We start from the raw sequence: 16,582 nt of genomic DNA, 5'->3' as shown, positions 1-16,582 counted from the left end.
GGGGCAGAGACATGAGCGTTTTCGTCATCATCTACTATACTCTGCTTCTCGGCGCGTCCTGCCTTGCGGCCTATTTCAACAAGCGGTCGGCGTTTTTGCTGATCTTCTCGCTCACGCTGGTCTCCTTCGTGCTGGGGATCGTGGGCGGGGTGGGCGCGCTGCGCGGCGTGGCCATTGCGGCGGGCTTGCTGGCGCTGGCGGCGATGGTGTCCTACGCCTTCCGCGAGTTCCTGATTGCCATCGCCTCGCACAACATGGCCAAGGAGTTGCGCACCGCGCCGCTGACGGCCGCCTTTGGCATGTTCGTGATCTTCACCTATGCCATCGCAGGCATCTTCGCCCCCTGGATCGCGCCCTTCGGCGAGGCGCAGGTGATTTCCTCGGCCTTCGCGCCGGCGGATGAGAACATGCTGCTCGGGGCCGATCAGCTTGGCCGCGACATGTTCAGCCGGATCATCTATGGCGCGCGCAACACGGTGGCGCTGGCGCTGGCGGGGACGGTTCTGGCCTTCACGCTGGGGGCGATGGCGGGGCTTCTGGCGGCGACCACGGGGGGCTATTTCGATCAGTTCCTCGGGCGCATGTCCGACGTGATCATGTCGATCCCGTCCTTGATCTTCGCGCTCTTGATGCTGTCGATCTTTGGCGGCGAATTGGCCAACGACACCACGAGCTTCTGGCTCCTGACCGGGTTCGCGGTGCTGGTGGGGCTCTTGTTCGTCACGGCGGTGGCGGAGGGCAATATCCTGTCCTGGGTCATCGGGCTTGCGATCATGGTCGGGGTGGCGGTGGCCTTTGCCGGGGGGATGTTGGTCATCTTCAACCCCTCCGAGATCATCCTCGTGCTGGTCGTGGCGGTGATCTACAGCCCGCGCGTGTTCCGACTGACGCGGGCGGTCGCGGGCAACGTGGTGGTGATGGATTATATCGAGGCGGCCAAGCTGCGGGGCGAGCGGCGCTGGTATCTGATCCGCCGCGAGATCCTGCCCAACTCGGCCGCGCCGCTGGTGGCGGAATTCGGCCTCGAATTCTGCTTCGTGTTCCTGCTCATCGCGGGGCTTTCGTTCCTCGGCCTCGGGATTCAGCCGCCAACGGCGGATTGGGGCTCGATGGTGCGCGAGAATGCGACGCTGATTTCGTTCGGCGAACTGACCCCGCTCATCCCGGCCGCGGCCATCGCGCTTTTGACGGTGGCGGTCAACTTCGTGGTGGACTGGATGCTCTACCGCTCCTCCGGCCTGAAGGTGTGAACCCATGATCAAGAAAAAAGACGTTCTTCTCAAAATCCGTGACCTGAAGATCGAGGGCTATTCGGACGAGACCTGGGTGCCGATCATCAAGGGGGTGGATCTGACGCTCCACCGGGGCGAGGTGATGGGCCTCATCGGCGAGTCGGGGGCGGGCAAGTCCACCATCGGGGCGGCCTGCATGGGCTATGCCCGTGACGGTACGCGCATCTCGAACGGGTCGATCGAGTTCGACGGGATGGAGTTGACCACCGCCACCGAGGCCGACCGGCGGATGCTGCGCGGCTCGCGCATCGCCTATGTCGCGCAATCGGCGGCAGCCTCGTTCAACCCGGCGCACAAGATCATCGACCAGCACACCGAGGCGCCGCTGCAATACCGGCTCAAGAAACGGCTGGAGGCGCAGGAAGACGCGATGGAGCTTTATGAAAAGCTGCGCCTGCCCAATCCGCAGGAAATCGGCTTTCGCTATCCGCATCAGGTCTCGGGCGGGCAGTTGCAGCGCGCGATGACCGCGATGGCGATGTCGTGCCGCCCCGATCTCATCATCTTCGACGAGCCGACGACCGCGCTTGACGTGACCACGCAGATCGAGGTTCTGGCCGCGATCCGCGATATCGTCGACGAGTTCAACACAGCGGCGATCTACATCACCCACGATCTGGCGGTGGTGGCGCAGATGGCCGACACGATCAAGGTGCTGCTCAAGGGCGAGGAGGTCGAGGAGGCCCCGACCAAGGAGATGCTCGACAACCCGCAGGAGGAATATACCAAATCCCTCTGGGCGGTCCGCAGCTTTGAAAGCCCGCAGAAACATCGCCCCAAGGACGGCGTGCCGCTCATTTCCGTGCGCCATGTCGATGCGGCCTATACCAAGGGCGAAAAGATCCTCGATGATGTGAGTTTCGATATCTACGAGGGCATGACCGTGGCCGTGGTGGGCGAATCCGGCTCGGGCAAATCCACCACCGCGCGCGTGATCACCGGGCTGTTGCCACCGATGAAGGGCGAGGTGCTGTTCAAGGGCACGCCGTTCCCGCCGGATTATCGCAACCGCACCAAGGACCAGTTGCGCCAGTGCCAGATGATCTATCAGATGGCCGATACCGCGCTCAATCCGAAGCTCAGGATCTCGGAACTGATCGGGCGGCCGGCGCAGTTCTATGGCGGGCTGAAGGGGGTCGCGCTCAAGAACCGGGTGGATGCCCTTCTTGACATGATCGAGCTGGAGCCGTCGCAATATTACAACCGCTACCCGACCGAGCTTTCGGGCGGGCAGAAGCAGCGCATCGGCATCGCCCGAGCGCTCGCCGCCGAGCCCAGCTTCATCGTCTGCGACGAGGTGACATCGGCGCTCGATCAGCTTGTGGCCGAGGGCATTTTGCGCCTGCTCGACCGGCTGCAACGGGATCTGAACCTCGCTTACATGTTCATCACGCACGATCTTGCGACCGTGCGTTCCATCGCCGACGAGGTGGTGGTGATGCAGCATGGCAAGGTGGTGGAGCAGGGGCCCAAGGACGACATGTTCACGCCGCCGCACCATCCCTATACCGACCTTCTGCTGAGTTCGGTGCCCGAGATGGATCCCAACTGGCTGACCACGCTGCTGGAAGAGCGTGGCATCGACAATGTGGGCGACGCGGCCGCGGCCCGCCTTGATCCGAAGGACCCCAAGCTGACGGGGGCCGATGCCTGATCGACTTGCCCCGGCCTTGTGTGATGCAGGACCGGGGCAAGGATCCGGGCGCTACCGCTTGCCGTAGTAGAGGCCGACCACATGCTCGGCCTCGGCGAAGAACAGCCAGCGCGAGGCGGCGATGCCCGCAAGATGACTGACCACCGCAAGGGCAGCAAGCGCATGGCCGAAGGGCAGGGCGAGCAACACCACCGGCACCGCATACCCAAGCGCCAGCGCGATCACACGCAGACGGCGCGCATGTCTGCGCCCGACCTCGTGGACCATCTCGCGCAGAAGGTAGTTCGTGCCGGTGTGCGGCGGGGCAAAGCTGCGCACGGTGCCGATGCGCCCCAGCCCCGTGGCGCTGGCGATGTCGGTCGCGCTCTCGGCCAGGGCCCGGTCGCCCCGCCGCCACCAGATGAGTTGCACCAGCCCCGCGAGCGCCAATAGCGCCATCGCTGCCGTGACCTGTCCCGCCAGCAGCGCCCCGCCGCCGAGCGCGATGGTGATGAAGAGGGCCGGGGTGAGCGGGCTTTGCCAGCGCGGCACCGTGCGCAACTGCGCATAGATCATCGAGGTGGTGAAGACGGTGCCGAGGCTGAGGGCCGCCCCAAGCCACCCAAGCGGTGCCAGCCGCGTGCCGAAAAACACCAGCCCCGCGCCATAGGCCCCCATGCTCAGAAGGGCCGCCACCGCGCAGACGCCTTCGCGGCTGAGCCAGCTTGACCGCCACTGGCTGAACGCCTTCCACGCGCGCTCGGGGTGGCCGAGATGGAAGGTCGAGGCCATGAGACCGCCCGCCGCGAGCGCGAAGGCGATGGCGAAAAAGACGAAGGCCACCCAGCCGGTGACGGCAGGCAGGCCAAGCCCCAGCCAGAAGAGCAGGCCGAAGCCCGCGCCGGAGAGAGTGGTAAAGGCGATGACGGACGGGGCCGGGTGCATGTCAGAGCCTTTCCAGCGCGCGGTCGAGCCAGCCGAGAAAGCCCGTGGGCTCTGCCGCCACGGGGGCCAGCAAGGGGGCGAGCACGTCCACCTCGTCCAGCCGGTCGCGCGGGCGCGGCGGCAGGTATTTGTTCACGGGCTTCGTGCCCTGTTCGGGCATGAGGTCCATGCCGCCGCGTGTCGCCACAAGCTTCGAGACATCGCTCTCGGGGTCGCCCAGATCGCCGAAATGGCGCGCACCCGCAGGGCAGGTGCGCACGCAGGCGGGCACCCGGTCCACCTCCGGCAGGTTCTCGTTATAGATGCGGTCCACGCAGAGCGTGCATTTCTTCATCACGCCCTCGGCCTGATCCATCTCGCGTGCGCCGTAGGGGCAGGCCCAGGCACAGAGGCCGCAGCCGATGCAATCGCTCTCGTTGACCAGAACGATCCCGTCCTCCACGCGCTTGTAGCTCGCGCCCGTGGGGCAGACGGTGACGCAAGGCGCATCCTCGCAATGCAGGCAGGATTTGGGGAAATGCACGAGTTGCGCGGTGCCGGTCGCGGGCTGCACCTCGTAGCTGTGGATGCGGTTGAGGAAAGTGCCGGAGGGGGCGGCACCGTAGGGGTCCTGATCGCTGAGGGGCGCGCCGTAATTCTCGGTGTTCCAGCCTTTGCAGGCGATAACACAGGCATGACAGCCGACGCAGGTGTCAAGGTCGATCACGAGGCCGAGTTTGCGGGTGGTGGCTTCGGGAAGCGTGGTCATGGTCAGCCCTCGCTCTGGTGGTTGGGGGTGGACTGGGGCGCTGCCCCAGACCCCGGGATATTTCGGGCCAGAAGAAACCGGGTCATTTTCCCACCGTCCATGCGAGGTGATCGGGGCCTTGCCCGACCGGCGATTTGATCGGCGCGAAGCCGGGTTGCGCCTCTGACGGGGCGGTGGCTTTCTCGATCTTTACCCGCAGGTCGAACCATGCCGCCTGCCCGGTGATCGGATCGGAGTTGGACCATCTGAGGCCGTCGCCCCTGGGCGGCAAAAGCTCGTGGATGAGGTGGTTGAGCAGGAAGCCGCGTGTCGCCTCCGGCGCGTCCTCGGAGAGTGCCCAGGCCCCCTTGCGCTTGCCGATGGCGTTCCATGTCCAGACGGTGTTCTCATTCAGCGCCGCCATATGGGCCACGGGCACGGTGATCTCGCCATGGGGCGAGGTGACGCGCGCCCAATCGCCCGTCGCAAAGCCGTGCTTCTGCCACAGCTTTGTCGGCAGGTAGAGCGGGTTGTGCCCGTGGATCTGCCGCAGCCAGGCGTTTTGCGTGCCCCAGGAATGATACATCGCCATCGGGCGTTGCGTGAGCGCGTGGATGGGGAATTCGTCGGTATCGATGGCCGTATCCTCGAAGGGCGGATACCAGATCGGCAGCGGGTCCATCGTGGATTTGATGCGGTCGCGCAGGTGATCCGGGGGCTGACGCTCGCCATGCCCCTCGGCGGCCAGTTGGAACCTGCGCATCGGCTCGGCGTAGAGGTCGAAGATGTAGGGCTGGGGTTTGTCGAAAATGCCGATGCCCACGGCCCAGTCCTGATAGGCCCTGTTCCAGGGTTTGTAATACTGCGCCGCCTCGGGAATGTGGCTGACGAAAAAGCCGCCGTTCTCGATATAACGGTCGATCTGCGCGGGGTTGGGCGCGCCGCGCCCCGTATCAGACCCGTCGCCGCGAAAGCCAATGAGCGGGCCGATGCCCGGCTTGCGTTCGTGGTTGACCATGTAATCGGCGTAATCGGTGTAGCGCGCGGTGCCGTCCTCGGTGGTGAAACCGGGCAGTTTCAGCTTGTTGGCAAGCTGCACAAGCACCGTCTGGAAGCCGCGCACGTCGCGGTCGGGCGTGACCACCGGCCAGCGGATCGCATCCGCCGCCGCGTCCGCCTCGCAAATCGGGCGGTCGAGCAGGGAAATGCAGTCGTGCCGCTCCAGATAGGTGGTATCGGGCAGGATCAGGTCGGCATAGGCGACCATTTCGGAACTGTAGGCGTCCGAGTAGATGATATGGGGAATGACATAATCGCCGTTTGCATCCCGGTCGGTGAGCATCTCCATCACTCGGGCCGTGTTCATCGAGGAATTCCACGCCATGTTGGCCATATACATGAAGAGCGTGTCGATCCTGTAGGGATCGCCCGCATGGGCATTGGAGATGACCATATGCATCAGCCCATGCGCCGACATCGGGTTTTCCCAGGTGAACGCCTTGTCGATGCGCGCGGCGCTGCCGTCTTCCTTGAGGGCGAGATCTTCGGGGCCGCGCGGATAGCCCAGATGCGGGCCATCGAGCGGCTGGCCGGGCGTGGTTTTGCAATGCGGCGTGGGGTGGGCGCTGACCGGTCTGGGATAGGGCGGCTTGAACCGGAAACCGCCGGGCACCTCGACCGTGCCCAGCAGGATTTGCAGCACATGCAGCGCGCGGGCGGTCTGAAAGCCGTTGGAATGGGCCGAGATGCCGCGCATGGCGTGAAAACTCACCGGGCGACCCACCATCGTCTGATGCGTCTCGCCGCGAAAATCGGTCCATGCGTGATCGAGGGTGATTTCCTCGTCAAAGGCCACGCGGGCGATCTCGGCGGCGATGCGGCGGATCTTGTCGGGGCTGATGCCGCAACGCGCGGCCACCGCCTCGGGGGCGTATTGCGGATCGAGATAGCGTTCGGCCATCAGGTGCATGACCGGGCGGTGGGTGATGCCATTCGCTTCATGGGTGGCGCTGAGGTCGGGGCGCACGCCGGGGGTGTCAAAAGCGGTGAGTTGGCCGGTGGTGCGGTCGATGACCAGCGGCTTACCATCGGCGTCGCGCATAAACAGCCCGTATTCGGGCGAGGCGGGATCGCCGTTGATGAACACCGGCGCGTTGGTGTAGCGGGCGAGGTAATCGAGGTCGATCTTGCCCGCGCGCATGAGCACGTGCACCAGCGACAGGATGAAGAGCCCGTCGGTGCCCGGCGTGATCCCCACCCAGTCATCGGCCACGGCGTTATAGCCCGTGCGAATGGGGTTGACGCCGATCACACGCGCGCCACGCGCCTTGATGCGTCCGATCCCCATCTTGATCGGGTTTGAATCGTGATCCTCGGCCACCCCAAAAAGGATGAATAGCTTGGTGTGGTCCCAATCGGGCTGCCCGAACTCCCAGAACGCGCCGCCCATCGTGTAGATGCCCGCCGCCGCCATGTTGACCGAGCAGAACCCGCCATGGGCGGCATAGTTGGGCGTGCCGAAATTCTGCGCCCAGTAGCTGGTGAAGCTTTGGCTCTGGTCGCGCCCGGTGAAGAAGGCGAGTTTCGACGGGTCGTCGCGGCGAATGGGTTCCAGCCAGTCGCAGGCGATCTGCAGCGCCTCGTCCCAGGAGATTTCCTCGAACTCGCCCGAACCGCGCGGGCCCACACGCTTCAGCGGCGCGCGCAGGCGGGAGGGCGCGTTGTGCTGCATGATCCCCGCCGAGCCCTTGGCGCAGAGCACGCCGCGGTTCACCGGGTGGTCGCGGTTGCCCTCGATATAGGCGACCTTTCCGCCCTTCATGTGCACGTTGATGCCGCAGCGGCAGGCGCACATGTAGCATGTCGTGCGGCGCACCTCGTCCGAGACATGGGGCGAGGTATCGAGCCGGGGTTGGTGTGTCATGCGCGCGCGCCTCCTTGGGCGGGAGATTAGGACAGGATCGCGGGGCTTGCGACCCGTATTCCGCTAAATTCCTGTTTTCCGAACATATGTTTTGGCAATCCGAAAATCACAGGATGGACGTTCCCCCATCAGGCACCGAGCAGGGCAAGCGCATCTGCCGCGATGCGCGCCTCTTCGGCGGCCGGGACGATCCAGATGGGCAGGGAGCCTGCCGCGTGAAGGCGGGGCGCGCCTGCCTCGTTGGCCACCGCGTCGAGCCGCGCGCCAAGCCAGTCCAGCCCCTCGACGATCCGCGCGCGCACCGGGGCTGCGTTCTCGCCGATGCCCCCGGTGAAGGCGAGCGCATCGACGCCGCCCATGGCGGCGATCAGCGATCCGGCTTGGCGCGTGGCCCAGTAGCAGAAATGATCGACCGCAAAGGCGCTGCCCGGGGACGGATCGGCCAGAAGCGCGCGCATGTCTGACGGCCCGCCCGAGAGGCCGCGCAACCCGCTCTCGTGGTTGAGCAGGTGGCGGGTGGCGTCGATGCCGTCCTCCTCGGCGAGACGCAGCACCGCGTTGCCGTCGATCTCACCGGCGCGGGTGCCCATGGTCAGCCCGCTGAGCGGCGAATAACCCATGGTTGTGGCGACAGACTTCCCGTCGCGGATGGCGCAGAGCGAGCAGCCGTTACCCAGATGCAGCGCCAGAAGGCGGGCGGGCAACGGCGCACCCGAAAGGCGCGGCAGCGCCTCGGTGAGCGCGGCGAAGGAGATGCCGTGAAAGCCGTAGCGCCGGATGCCGCGCGCGGCGATATGGGCGGGCACGGCGTAGCGGGTGGCCAGATCGGGGTTGGTGGCGTGAAAGGCGGTGTCGAAACTCGCGGTTTGCGGCAGGTCGGGGGCCAGCCGCGCCAGCGTTTCGATCGCGGCGAGGTTGTGGGGGTTGTGCAGCGGGGCGAGCGGGATGGCGGCGCGGATGGTGGCAAGGGTGTCGGGCGTGAGGCGCGCGGGCGCGGTCAGGCTACCGCCATGCACCACGCGATGCGCCGCCGCGCGAAAGGTGTCGAGCGGCGCGCCCTGCCCGCTCAGCGCGTCGAGAAGCGCCGAGAGCGCGGCGGCGTGGTCGGGGAAATCTCCCTCGCGCCGCGCGTCGCCCAGCCGCAGCCGCCCCGCGCCGCCGATCCCCTCGACCAGCCCCGAAAGCCGCGCCGCGCCGCCCGCAAACACCGCCAGCTTGATCGAGGAGGACCCGGCGTTGATGACCAGAACCGGCGGTTGTTTCCGTGCCTGCATGGTGTCAACCACGGGTGTTGAGGGGCGGCTTGCCGGGGCCGCCTATTCTTCGGTTGTCTTGGCCGCCGTTTGGGCGGCCTTGGCCTCTTCGGCTGTCATGATCTTGATCGGAGGCTTGCATCCCTTGGCATCGTGGCGGGTCGCCAGCCCGTTGATCCGATCCTGCAAGGCCTTGGCCTCTTCTTTCGCCGCCCCTTTCAAATTCATGAAGAACAGCGCGGGGAAAAACACCACCGCGCCAACCACGACGGCTGCGGTATTCTTGCCCTGAATCTCTTTCTGGTCGCCAAGCAGACGCGACAAGTTTTGCGAGCTGATTTCGATTTCCTGACGCAGTTCGCTGCAGGAAAGACCAGAATCTCCCTCTTGAATGGTTTGAACGGGGTTTGCATCGCGTCCCGCGCAGCCGCTGACAATCACTGCACTCAGCACAACGGCCGAAGACGTTTTCTTCATAATATCGATCCACTTGACACTCGCCGGGTAACGGCCCGACGGGCGTTTTCATGGGGTATCGGAGTGGGGTGCGCAACCCTGAATTCATACTTTTTGTGCACGCATGTCGGCGGGGTCGATCCCGGCCACGGCCACCGGTTTCTTCATCGCATCGCGGCGGAACGGTTCGCCCAGTTCCTGATTGATCATCGCCTCGATGAGGGTGGTCTTGCCATGCTCCATCTGGTCGCGGATGGCGGTTGCCAGCGCGGCGGTCAGCTCTTCCATGGTGCGCGCAACCACGCCTTGCAGGCCGCAGGCGCGGGCGATGCCTGCATAGCTGACCTGTTCGTCAAGTTCGGTGCCGATGAAATTGTCGTCATACCAGAGCGTCGAATTGCGCTTTTCCGCGCCCCATTGGTAGTTGCGGAACACGACCTGCGTGATCGCGGGCCATTCGGGGCGGCCGATGGCGGTCAGTTCGGTGACGGCGATGCCAAAGGCCCCGTCGCCAGCGAAGCCCACCACCGGCACATCGGGGCAGGCGATTTTCGCGCCGACAATGGACGGCAGACCATAGCCGCAGGGGCCGAAAAGCCCCGGCGCGAGGTATTTCCGCCCCGCCTCGAACGACGGGTAGGCGTTGCCGATGGCGCAGTTATTGCCGATGTCGCTGGAGATGATCGCCTCTTTCGGGAGTGCGGCCTGAATCGCCCGCCAGGCCATGCGCGGGCTCATCCAGTCGGGCTTGGCCTTGCGGGCGCGCTCGTTCCAGGTGGTGCCGGGATCGTCCTCTTCGTGGTCCATCGAGGACAGCTGCTGCGCCCAGGCCGATTTGCGTTGCGCAATCTCGGCGCGGCGCTCGTCCCGGCCCGCGTCGCCGGCGCTCTCGGAAAGGTGGTCGAGGATCGCCTCGGCCACCTGTTTCGCGTCGCCCACGATGCCCACAGAGACCGGCTTGGTCAGGCCGATGCGGTCGGGGTTGAGATCGACCTGGATGATTTTTGCTTCGCGCGGCCAGTAGTCGATGCCATAGCCCGGCAGGGTCGAGAACGGGTTGAGGCGGGTGCCGAGGCAGAGCACCACGTCGGCCTTGGAGATGAGCTCCATCGCCGCCTTGGAGCCGTTATAACCCAGCGGCCCGGCAAAGAGCGGGTGCGAGCCGGGGAAGGCGTCATTGTGCTGATAGCCCACGCAGACCGGCGCATCGAGCCGCTCGGCCAGCGCGCGCGAGGCCTCGATGCCGCCTGCGAGCACCACGCCCGCGCCGTTGAGGATGACCGGGAATTTGGCCTCCGACAGCAGCCGCGCCGCCTCGGCAATCGCCGCAGCCCCGCCCGCGGGCCGCTCGAAGGCCACCATGGCGGGCAGGTCGATATCCACCACCTGCGTCCAGACATCGCGCGGAATGTTGATCTGCGCGGGCGCAGAGGCACGTTTGGCCTTGAGGATCACGCGGTTGAGCACCTCGGCGATGCGGCTGGGGTCGCGCACCTCTTCCTGATAGGCGACGCAATCGGCAAAGAGGTTCATCTGTTCCATTTCCTGAAACCCGCCCTGCCCGATGGTCTTGTTGGCGGCCTGCGGCGTGACCAGCAGCAGCGGCGTGTGGTTCCAGTAGGCGGTCTTGACCGGCGTCACGAAATTGGTGATGCCGGGTCCGTTCTGCGCGATCATCATCGACATGCGGCCCGAGGCGCGGGTATAGCCATCGGCCATCATCCCGCCCGAGCCCTCATGCGCGCAGTCCCAGAAGGTGATCCCCGCCTTGGGGAAGAGATCGGAAATCGGCATGAAGGCCGAGCCGATGATCCCGAAAGCATGTTGAATCCCATGCCTTTGCAGGGTTTTGACAAAGGCTTCCTCGGTGGTCATCTTCATGGGCGTATCCTCGGGAATGGGGGTATCATCGGCGCGGATGTTAGCGGCCCCGGTCGGGCGGGGTTAGGGCCAGTTGCGAGGGGCATTTCATGCCAATGGGCGTCTGCAAGCCGTCATGCGCGCCGCAAGAGCACCGCGACGCCCTGACCGACACCGACACAGAGCGTGGCGATGGCCATGGCGGCCTCGCCCTTCGAGATGGCCAGGGCCGCCGTGCCGACAAGGCGCGCGCCTGACATGCCAAGGGGATGGCCGAGCGCGATGGCCCCGCCGCGCGGGTTGATATGCGGCGCGAACGGGTCGAGGGAAAGCGCGCGACAGGTGGCGATGGCCTGTGCGGCGAAGGCCTCGTTCAGCTCGATCAACTCGATCTCCGCCACCGCCACCCCTTGCCGCTCGCAAAGTCGCGTGACCGCCGGAACGGGGCCGATGCCCATGACGCGCGGTGCCACACCCGCCGAGGCCGCGCCGACATATTCCGCGAGCGGCGTAAGGCCGTGGCGCGCCACCGCGCGTTCCGACGCCAGAAGCAGCGCCGCCGCGCCGTCATTGACGCCCGAGGCATTGCCCGCCGTCACGCTGCCGCCCGCACGGAACGGCGTGGGCAGGGCGGCGAGTTTCTCAAGCGTGGTCGCGCGGGGGTGTTCATCGCGGTCGACAATGACGGCCGCGCCCCGGCGCTGCGGCAGGGTCACGGGGGCGATCTCCTCGGCCATGCGGCCGCTGTCGATGGCGCGGGCCGCGCGGGTCTGGCTGGACAGCGCAAAGCGGTCCTGATCTTCGCGGCTGACGCCATGGGCCTCGGCCACGTTTTCGGCGGTCTCGGGCATGGAGCAGGTGCCGAAGCGGGCCGCGATCACCGGATTGACGAAGCGCCAGCCGATCGTGGTGTCGTGGATTTCCGCGCGGCGGTCATAGGCGGTGGCGGGTTTGGGCATCACGAAGGGCGCGCGGCTCATGCTTTCGGAGCCGCCTGCGATGACCAGATCACCCTCGCCGCACTGGATCTGGCGCGCGCCCGCGATGACCGCATCCATTCCCGAGGCGCAGAGCCGGTTGATCGTGTGGGCGGGCACGCTCTCGGGCAGGCCCGCGAGCAGCACCACCATGCGCGCGAGGTTGCGATTATCCTCGCCCGCCTGATTGGCGGCACCCATCACCACCTGATCCACTGCCGCCCAGTCGAGATCGGGCTGCCGCGCCATCAGCGCCTGAACGGGATGCGCGGCCAGATCGTCGGCGCGCATCGCCGCCAGCGCGCCGCCATAGCGCCCGATGGGGCTGCGGATATAGTCGCAGACAAAGACGCGGGTCATTGCAGATGCGCGGTGGCTTCGATCTCGACCAGCGCCTCGTCCTCGATCAGACCCGCGACCACGACCATGGACATGGCCGGAAAATGCCGCCCGAACACCTCGCGGTAGGCGGCACCGACCTCGGGCTGACGCGCGAGATACTCGCGCTTGTCGGTCACGAACCAAGTCAGGCGGGTGACATCCTCGACCCTGCCGCCCGCCGCCTCGACAATGGCGCGGATGTTGTGCAGGGCCTGACGCATCTGGCCTATGAAATCGTGGCTCTCGAAACGCTGCTCACCGGTCCAGCCGATCTGGCCGCCGATGTGCAGCACGCCGTCGCGCGTGAGCACGCCGTTGGCATAGCCCTTGGCGGGCAGCCAGCCGTCGGGCTGAATGATCTTGTGGGTCACGGGGTTGGCTCCGTTCTCTGGGTCAGTTTGTCTCGGATCGCATCGGGCCATGGCACGGGGCGGCCACCCGGCCCGATCAGGACGAGGGTGGCGCGGGTCTCGAAGCGGGGTTCGCCGTCGCAGGCGGCGGTAAGGAGATAGGTCAGGGAGGTGCGCCCCACGGCGCGGATGGCCAGACGCAGGATCAGCGTTTCACCATGGCGCGACGGCGCGGAAAACCGCGTGTCGATCTGCACCGTGGGCACCGCGCCCTGGCCGTGCAGCCGTTCCCACGGCCAGTCGAGCTCGTCGGCGAAGAAGCCCTCGAGACAGTCGTTCACCATCTCGAAATAGCGCGGAAAGAACACGATCCCCGCCGGGTCGCAGTGGCGGAACAGCACCTTTTGCGTGACGTGATAGCCCATCACACCCCCACGTAACGTTCGCTGAGGTCAGGGGTAAGATCATCCATGGCCCCCGCCCAGACGGTGCGCCCGCGCTCCAGAATCACGGCGCGGTCCGACACGCCCGCAAGCTCGCGCACCGATTTGTCGATGAGCAGGATGGAAAGCTGTGTGTCACGTTTGAGCGCCCGGATCGCGGACCAGATTTCCTGCCGCACGATGGGGGCAAGGCCCTCGGTCGCCTCGTCGAGGATCAGAAGGCGCGGATTGGTCATCAGCGCCCGCCCGATGGCCAGCATCTGCTGCTCGCCCCCCGAGAGCGAGGCGGCGCGCTGCGTCAGCCGCTCGCCCAGACGCGGGAAAAGCGCGGTCACGCGCACCTCGGTCCAGTCGCCGGGGCGCGCGGCGGCGATCAGGTTTTCATGCACCGTCAGATCGGCGAAACAGCGCCGCCCCTCGGGGACCAGCCCGACACCCAGCCGCGCGACGCGGTGGCTGGGCAAGGGGTGCAGGTCCTGGCCCGCAAGGCTGAGATGGCCGCCCGATTGGATCATGCGGCAGATCGCCTTGACGGTGGTGGTCTTGCCCATGCCGTTACGGCCCATGAGCGCAACCACCTCACCCTCTGCAATCTCCAGATCGACACCGAAAAGCGCCTGAGAGGTGCCGTAGCTGGCCGTCAGCCCGTGGAGATTCAGCAAGCTCATGCCTCCTCTCCCAGATAGGCGGTGCGCACGGCGCGGTCGGCGCGGATTTCGGCCACCGTGCCGGAGGCGATGACACGGCCCGAGGCCAGCACGCTGATCCGGTCGGCAAGCGCGAAAACCGCGTCCATGTCATGCTCCACCAGCAGGATCGGGGCCTCGTCGCGCAGCCCGTCGAGGAACCCGGTCAGGCGTTTGGAGCCGCCCGCGCCAAGCCCCGCCATCGGCTCGTCCATGAGAAAGGCGCGCGGGCGGAGCGTCAGCGCCACGGCGACTTCAAGCTGGCGGCGCTGGCCGTGGCTCAATTCCGAGGTGCGCTTGTCATGGTCCCCGGCCAGCCCGACACGCTCCAGCGCGACCATGGCGCGCGCGCGCAGATCCTCGTCCCCCGTGGCGCGCGACCAGAACCGCCAGGGCCGCCCCTCGGCCCCGAGCGCGCCCAGCAGGACGTTTTCAAGCACGCTGTCCTCCATCGCCAGCGCCGAGATCTGGAAGGTGCGGCCAAGCCCCGCGCGGGCGCGGGTCGCGGTGCCGTCCTGCGTCACGTCGCGGCCCATCAGCATGACGCGCCCCGCATCGGGCCGCAGCCCGCCCGAGATCTGCGCGATCAGCGTCGATTTGCCCGCGCCGTTGGGGCCGATGAGGGCATGGATTTCGCCCGCGCGCAGGTCGATCGACACATCGTCGGTGGCCCGGAGCGCGCCGAAGCTTTTCATCAGGTTGTGGGTGGCAAGGATGGTCTCAGACATGCGGCCCTGCCTTTCCGGTGAGCATCCCCACGATGCCGCCGCGCGCGAAGAGAACGATGCCCAGCAGGATCACCCCCAGCCAGATATGCCAGAACGCGGTCAGCGCGCCCAGCCAGTGTTCGAGCAGCACGAAGAGGCAGGCCCCGATCACCGGCCCCATCAGCCGCCCCACGCCGCCGATGACGATGAGCACGATCAATTCGCCCGAGAGTTGCCAGCTGAACATGGTCGGGCTGACGAACCGGTTGAGATCGGCGAAAAGCGCGCCCGCAAGCCCGGTGATCGCGCCCGAGATGACGAAGGCCACCAGCTTGAGCCGCAGGGGCGAGAGGCCCACCGTCTCGACCCGTGCGGGCACCTGCCGCGCGGCATTGAGCGCAAGGCCGAAGGGCGCGTCGCGCAGCCGGGCAAAGACCAGCAGCGCGCCGCACAGAAGCACGAAGCACAGGCCGAAGAACTGGATCGGGTCGAGCGTATTGAGCCCCGGAAAGCCGTTGCGCACATAGACCGACAGGCCATCCTCGCCGCCATAGGTGCTCCAGGAGATGGCGAAGTAATAGAACATCTGGCCGAAGGCGAGGGTGATCATGATGAAATAGACCCCCGAGGTGCGCAGGCTCAGCAGCCCGATCAGCAGTGCGGCCAGTGCCGAGGCCACCACCGCCACCAGCCAGATCAACGGCATGGACTTGCTGCCCGCGATGGAAAAGGGCCCCAGATCGAGCGTGGTATAGGTCTGCGCGTGATAGGCGAGGATGCCCATGGCATAGCCGCCGAGACCGAAAAAGACAGCATGGCCAAGGCTGACCAGCCCGCCGATGCCAAGCGCGATGTTGAGGCCCACGGCCGCCAGCGCAAGGATCGCGGCGCGGGTGGCCAGCGTGATGGTGAAGGGCTGATCCACCGCCAGCGCCCAGAGCGCGACACCGGCCAGCCCCGCGAGAACGGCAAGCGTTACAAGGCGTTCGGGGATCATGCGCGCGCTCCGAAAAGGCCCGAGGGCCGCCAGATCAGGACAAGGCTCATGACGATGTAGATGGCCATCGAGGCCAGCGCCGAGCCGGTCTGCGTGGCCACGTCGGGGGCCATGAAAAGCTTGAACGCCTGGGGCAGGAAGATGCCGCCCAGCGTATCTGTGAGCCCCACCAGCAGCGCGCCGACAAAGGCCCCCTTGATCGAGCCGATCCCGCCGATCACGATCACCACGAACGCGAGGATCAGCACCGGCTCGCCCATGCCGACCTGCACCGACTGGATTGCGCCCACCAGCGCCCCGGCAAGCCCCGCCAGCGCCGCGCCGAGGGCAAAGACCAGCGTATAGAGCTTCGAGATGTCCACGCCGAGGGCTGCGATCATCTCGCGGTCATTCTCGCCCGCGCGGATCTGGATGCCGATGCGCGTGCGCGCCGTGAGCCACCACAGAAAGAGCGCGACCAGAAGGCCCACACCGATGAGGGTGAGGCGGTAAAGCGGATACTGGATCCCCCCCGGCAGCGTCACCGGCCCCGAGAGCGCCCCCGGCACATCGAGAAAGAGCGGGAAGGAGCCGAAAACATAGCGCGTGCCCTCCGAGAAGATGAGGATCAGCGCGAAGGTCGCCAGCACCTGATCGAGATGGGCGGCCCGGTAGAGCCGCCGGATCACCAGCACCTCGATCAGCACCCCCGCCAGCGCCGCGCCCGCCAGCGCCGCAATCAGCGCGAGCCCGAAAGAGCCGGTCGCCCCCGCGACCCAGGCGGCGGCGAAGGCCCCCACCATGTAGAGCGAGCCATGCGCCAGATTGATGAGCCCCATCACCCCGAAGATGAGCGTGAGCCCCGCGGCCATGAGAAACAGCATCACCCCGGACTGAAGCCCGTTGAGGATCTGCTCTGCGATCAGGATGCCGGACATGGTGCGCCTTTCATTCCCCGCCGCAGCGCCCCGGC

At 66.4% G+C, this 16,582-nt stretch carries 15 protein-coding genes; 2 read left to right on the top strand and 13 right to left on the bottom strand.

What is annotated here, in order from left to right; genetic code table 11:
* Window positions 1-11: 11 nt before the first annotated feature.
* Both ABIE57_RS12495 and ABIE57_RS12490 read left to right on the top strand, forming a co-directional pair.
* Window positions 12-1,250, top strand: a complete 1,239-nt coding sequence (locus tag ABIE57_RS12495; protein WP_354539358.1) for an ABC transporter permease — start codon at window positions 12-14, stop codon at window positions 1,248-1,250.
* 4 nt (window positions 1,251-1,254) lie between these two features.
* Window positions 1,255-2,946, top strand: coding sequence for an ABC transporter ATP-binding protein (locus tag ABIE57_RS12490; RefSeq protein ID WP_354539357.1), 1,692 nt, complete (start codon window positions 1,255-1,257; stop codon window positions 2,944-2,946).
* Window positions 2,947-2,997: 51 nt separating this feature from the next.
* Here ABIE57_RS12490 and ABIE57_RS12485 read toward each other — a convergent pair whose 3' ends face one another.
* From ABIE57_RS12485 to ABIE57_RS12425, 13 genes are all read right to left on the bottom strand, one after another.
* A complete protein-coding gene (locus ABIE57_RS12485) occupies window positions 2,998-3,870 on the bottom strand; it encodes a dimethyl sulfoxide reductase anchor subunit family protein (RefSeq protein WP_354539356.1) in 873 nt (290 codons plus the stop codon).
* Window position 3,871: 1 nt separating this feature from the next.
* Window positions 3,872-4,618: a 4Fe-4S dicluster domain-containing protein gene (locus ABIE57_RS12480; protein ID WP_354539355.1), complete on the bottom strand. Its 747-nt coding sequence runs from the start codon at window positions 4,616-4,618 to the stop codon at window positions 3,872-3,874.
* Window positions 4,619-4,700: 82 nt separating this feature from the next.
* A complete protein-coding gene (locus ABIE57_RS12475; protein WP_354539354.1) occupies window positions 4,701-7,520 on the bottom strand; it encodes a molybdopterin oxidoreductase family protein in 2,820 nt (939 codons plus the stop codon).
* Between the two features lie 128 nt (window positions 7,521-7,648).
* Complete coding sequence (locus ABIE57_RS12470; RefSeq protein ID WP_354539353.1) at window positions 7,649-8,794, bottom strand: acetate/propionate family kinase; 1,146 nt, start codon at window positions 8,792-8,794, stop codon at window positions 7,649-7,651.
* A gap of 42 nt (window positions 8,795-8,836) precedes the next feature.
* The gene (locus tag ABIE57_RS12465; protein ID WP_354539352.1) at window positions 8,837-9,250 is read right to left on the bottom strand and encodes a hypothetical protein; all 414 of its coding nucleotides are present in this window, start codon (window positions 9,248-9,250) and stop codon (window positions 8,837-8,839) included.
* Window positions 9,251-9,334: 84 nt separating this feature from the next.
* The gene (gene xsc / locus ABIE57_RS12460; protein WP_354539351.1) at window positions 9,335-11,110 is read right to left on the bottom strand and encodes a sulfoacetaldehyde acetyltransferase; all 1,776 of its coding nucleotides are present in this window, start codon (window positions 11,108-11,110) and stop codon (window positions 9,335-9,337) included.
* Window positions 11,111-11,223: 113 nt separating this feature from the next.
* The gene (gene pcaF, locus ABIE57_RS12455; protein WP_354539350.1) at window positions 11,224-12,426 is read right to left on the bottom strand and encodes a 3-oxoadipyl-CoA thiolase; all 1,203 of its coding nucleotides are present in this window, start codon (window positions 12,424-12,426) and stop codon (window positions 11,224-11,226) included.
* Window positions 12,423-12,818 carry a RidA family protein gene (locus ABIE57_RS12450; protein WP_354539349.1) on the bottom strand — a complete coding sequence of 132 codons (396 nt, stop codon included), beginning with the start codon at window positions 12,816-12,818 and terminating at the stop codon, window positions 12,423-12,425. The genes pcaF and ABIE57_RS12450 overlap by 4 nt, the downstream gene beginning before the upstream one ends.
* A complete protein-coding gene (locus tag ABIE57_RS12445) occupies window positions 12,815-13,222 on the bottom strand; it encodes an acyl-CoA thioesterase (RefSeq protein ID WP_354539348.1) in 408 nt (135 codons plus the stop codon). The genes ABIE57_RS12450 and ABIE57_RS12445 overlap by 4 nt, the downstream gene beginning before the upstream one ends.
* Window positions 13,222-13,908 carry an ABC transporter ATP-binding protein gene (locus tag ABIE57_RS12440; RefSeq protein WP_354539347.1) on the bottom strand — a complete coding sequence of 229 codons (687 nt, stop codon included), beginning with the start codon at window positions 13,906-13,908 and terminating at the stop codon, window positions 13,222-13,224. The genes ABIE57_RS12445 and ABIE57_RS12440 overlap by 1 nt, the downstream gene beginning before the upstream one ends.
* Window positions 13,905-14,654, bottom strand: a complete 750-nt coding sequence (locus tag ABIE57_RS12435; protein WP_354539346.1) for an ABC transporter ATP-binding protein — start codon at window positions 14,652-14,654, stop codon at window positions 13,905-13,907. The genes ABIE57_RS12440 and ABIE57_RS12435 overlap by 4 nt, the downstream gene beginning before the upstream one ends.
* Window positions 14,647-15,630, bottom strand: a complete 984-nt coding sequence (locus ABIE57_RS12430) for a branched-chain amino acid ABC transporter permease (protein WP_354539345.1) — start codon at window positions 15,628-15,630, stop codon at window positions 14,647-14,649. The genes ABIE57_RS12435 and ABIE57_RS12430 overlap by 8 nt, the downstream gene beginning before the upstream one ends.
* Complete coding sequence (locus tag ABIE57_RS12425) at window positions 15,627-16,547, bottom strand: branched-chain amino acid ABC transporter permease (protein WP_354539344.1); 921 nt, start codon at window positions 16,545-16,547, stop codon at window positions 15,627-15,629. Before ABIE57_RS12425 ends, ABIE57_RS12430 begins: the two co-directional genes overlap by 4 nt.
* Window positions 16,548-16,582: the final 35 nt, after the last annotated feature.

The organism is Roseovarius sp. MBR-6, assembly GCF_040547525.1.
Lineage (GTDB): Bacteria > Pseudomonadota > Alphaproteobacteria > Rhodobacterales > Rhodobacteraceae > Roseovarius.
The sequence above is the reverse complement of the archived record's forward strand: the minus strand, read 5'-3'. Positions and strand labels throughout refer to the sequence as shown.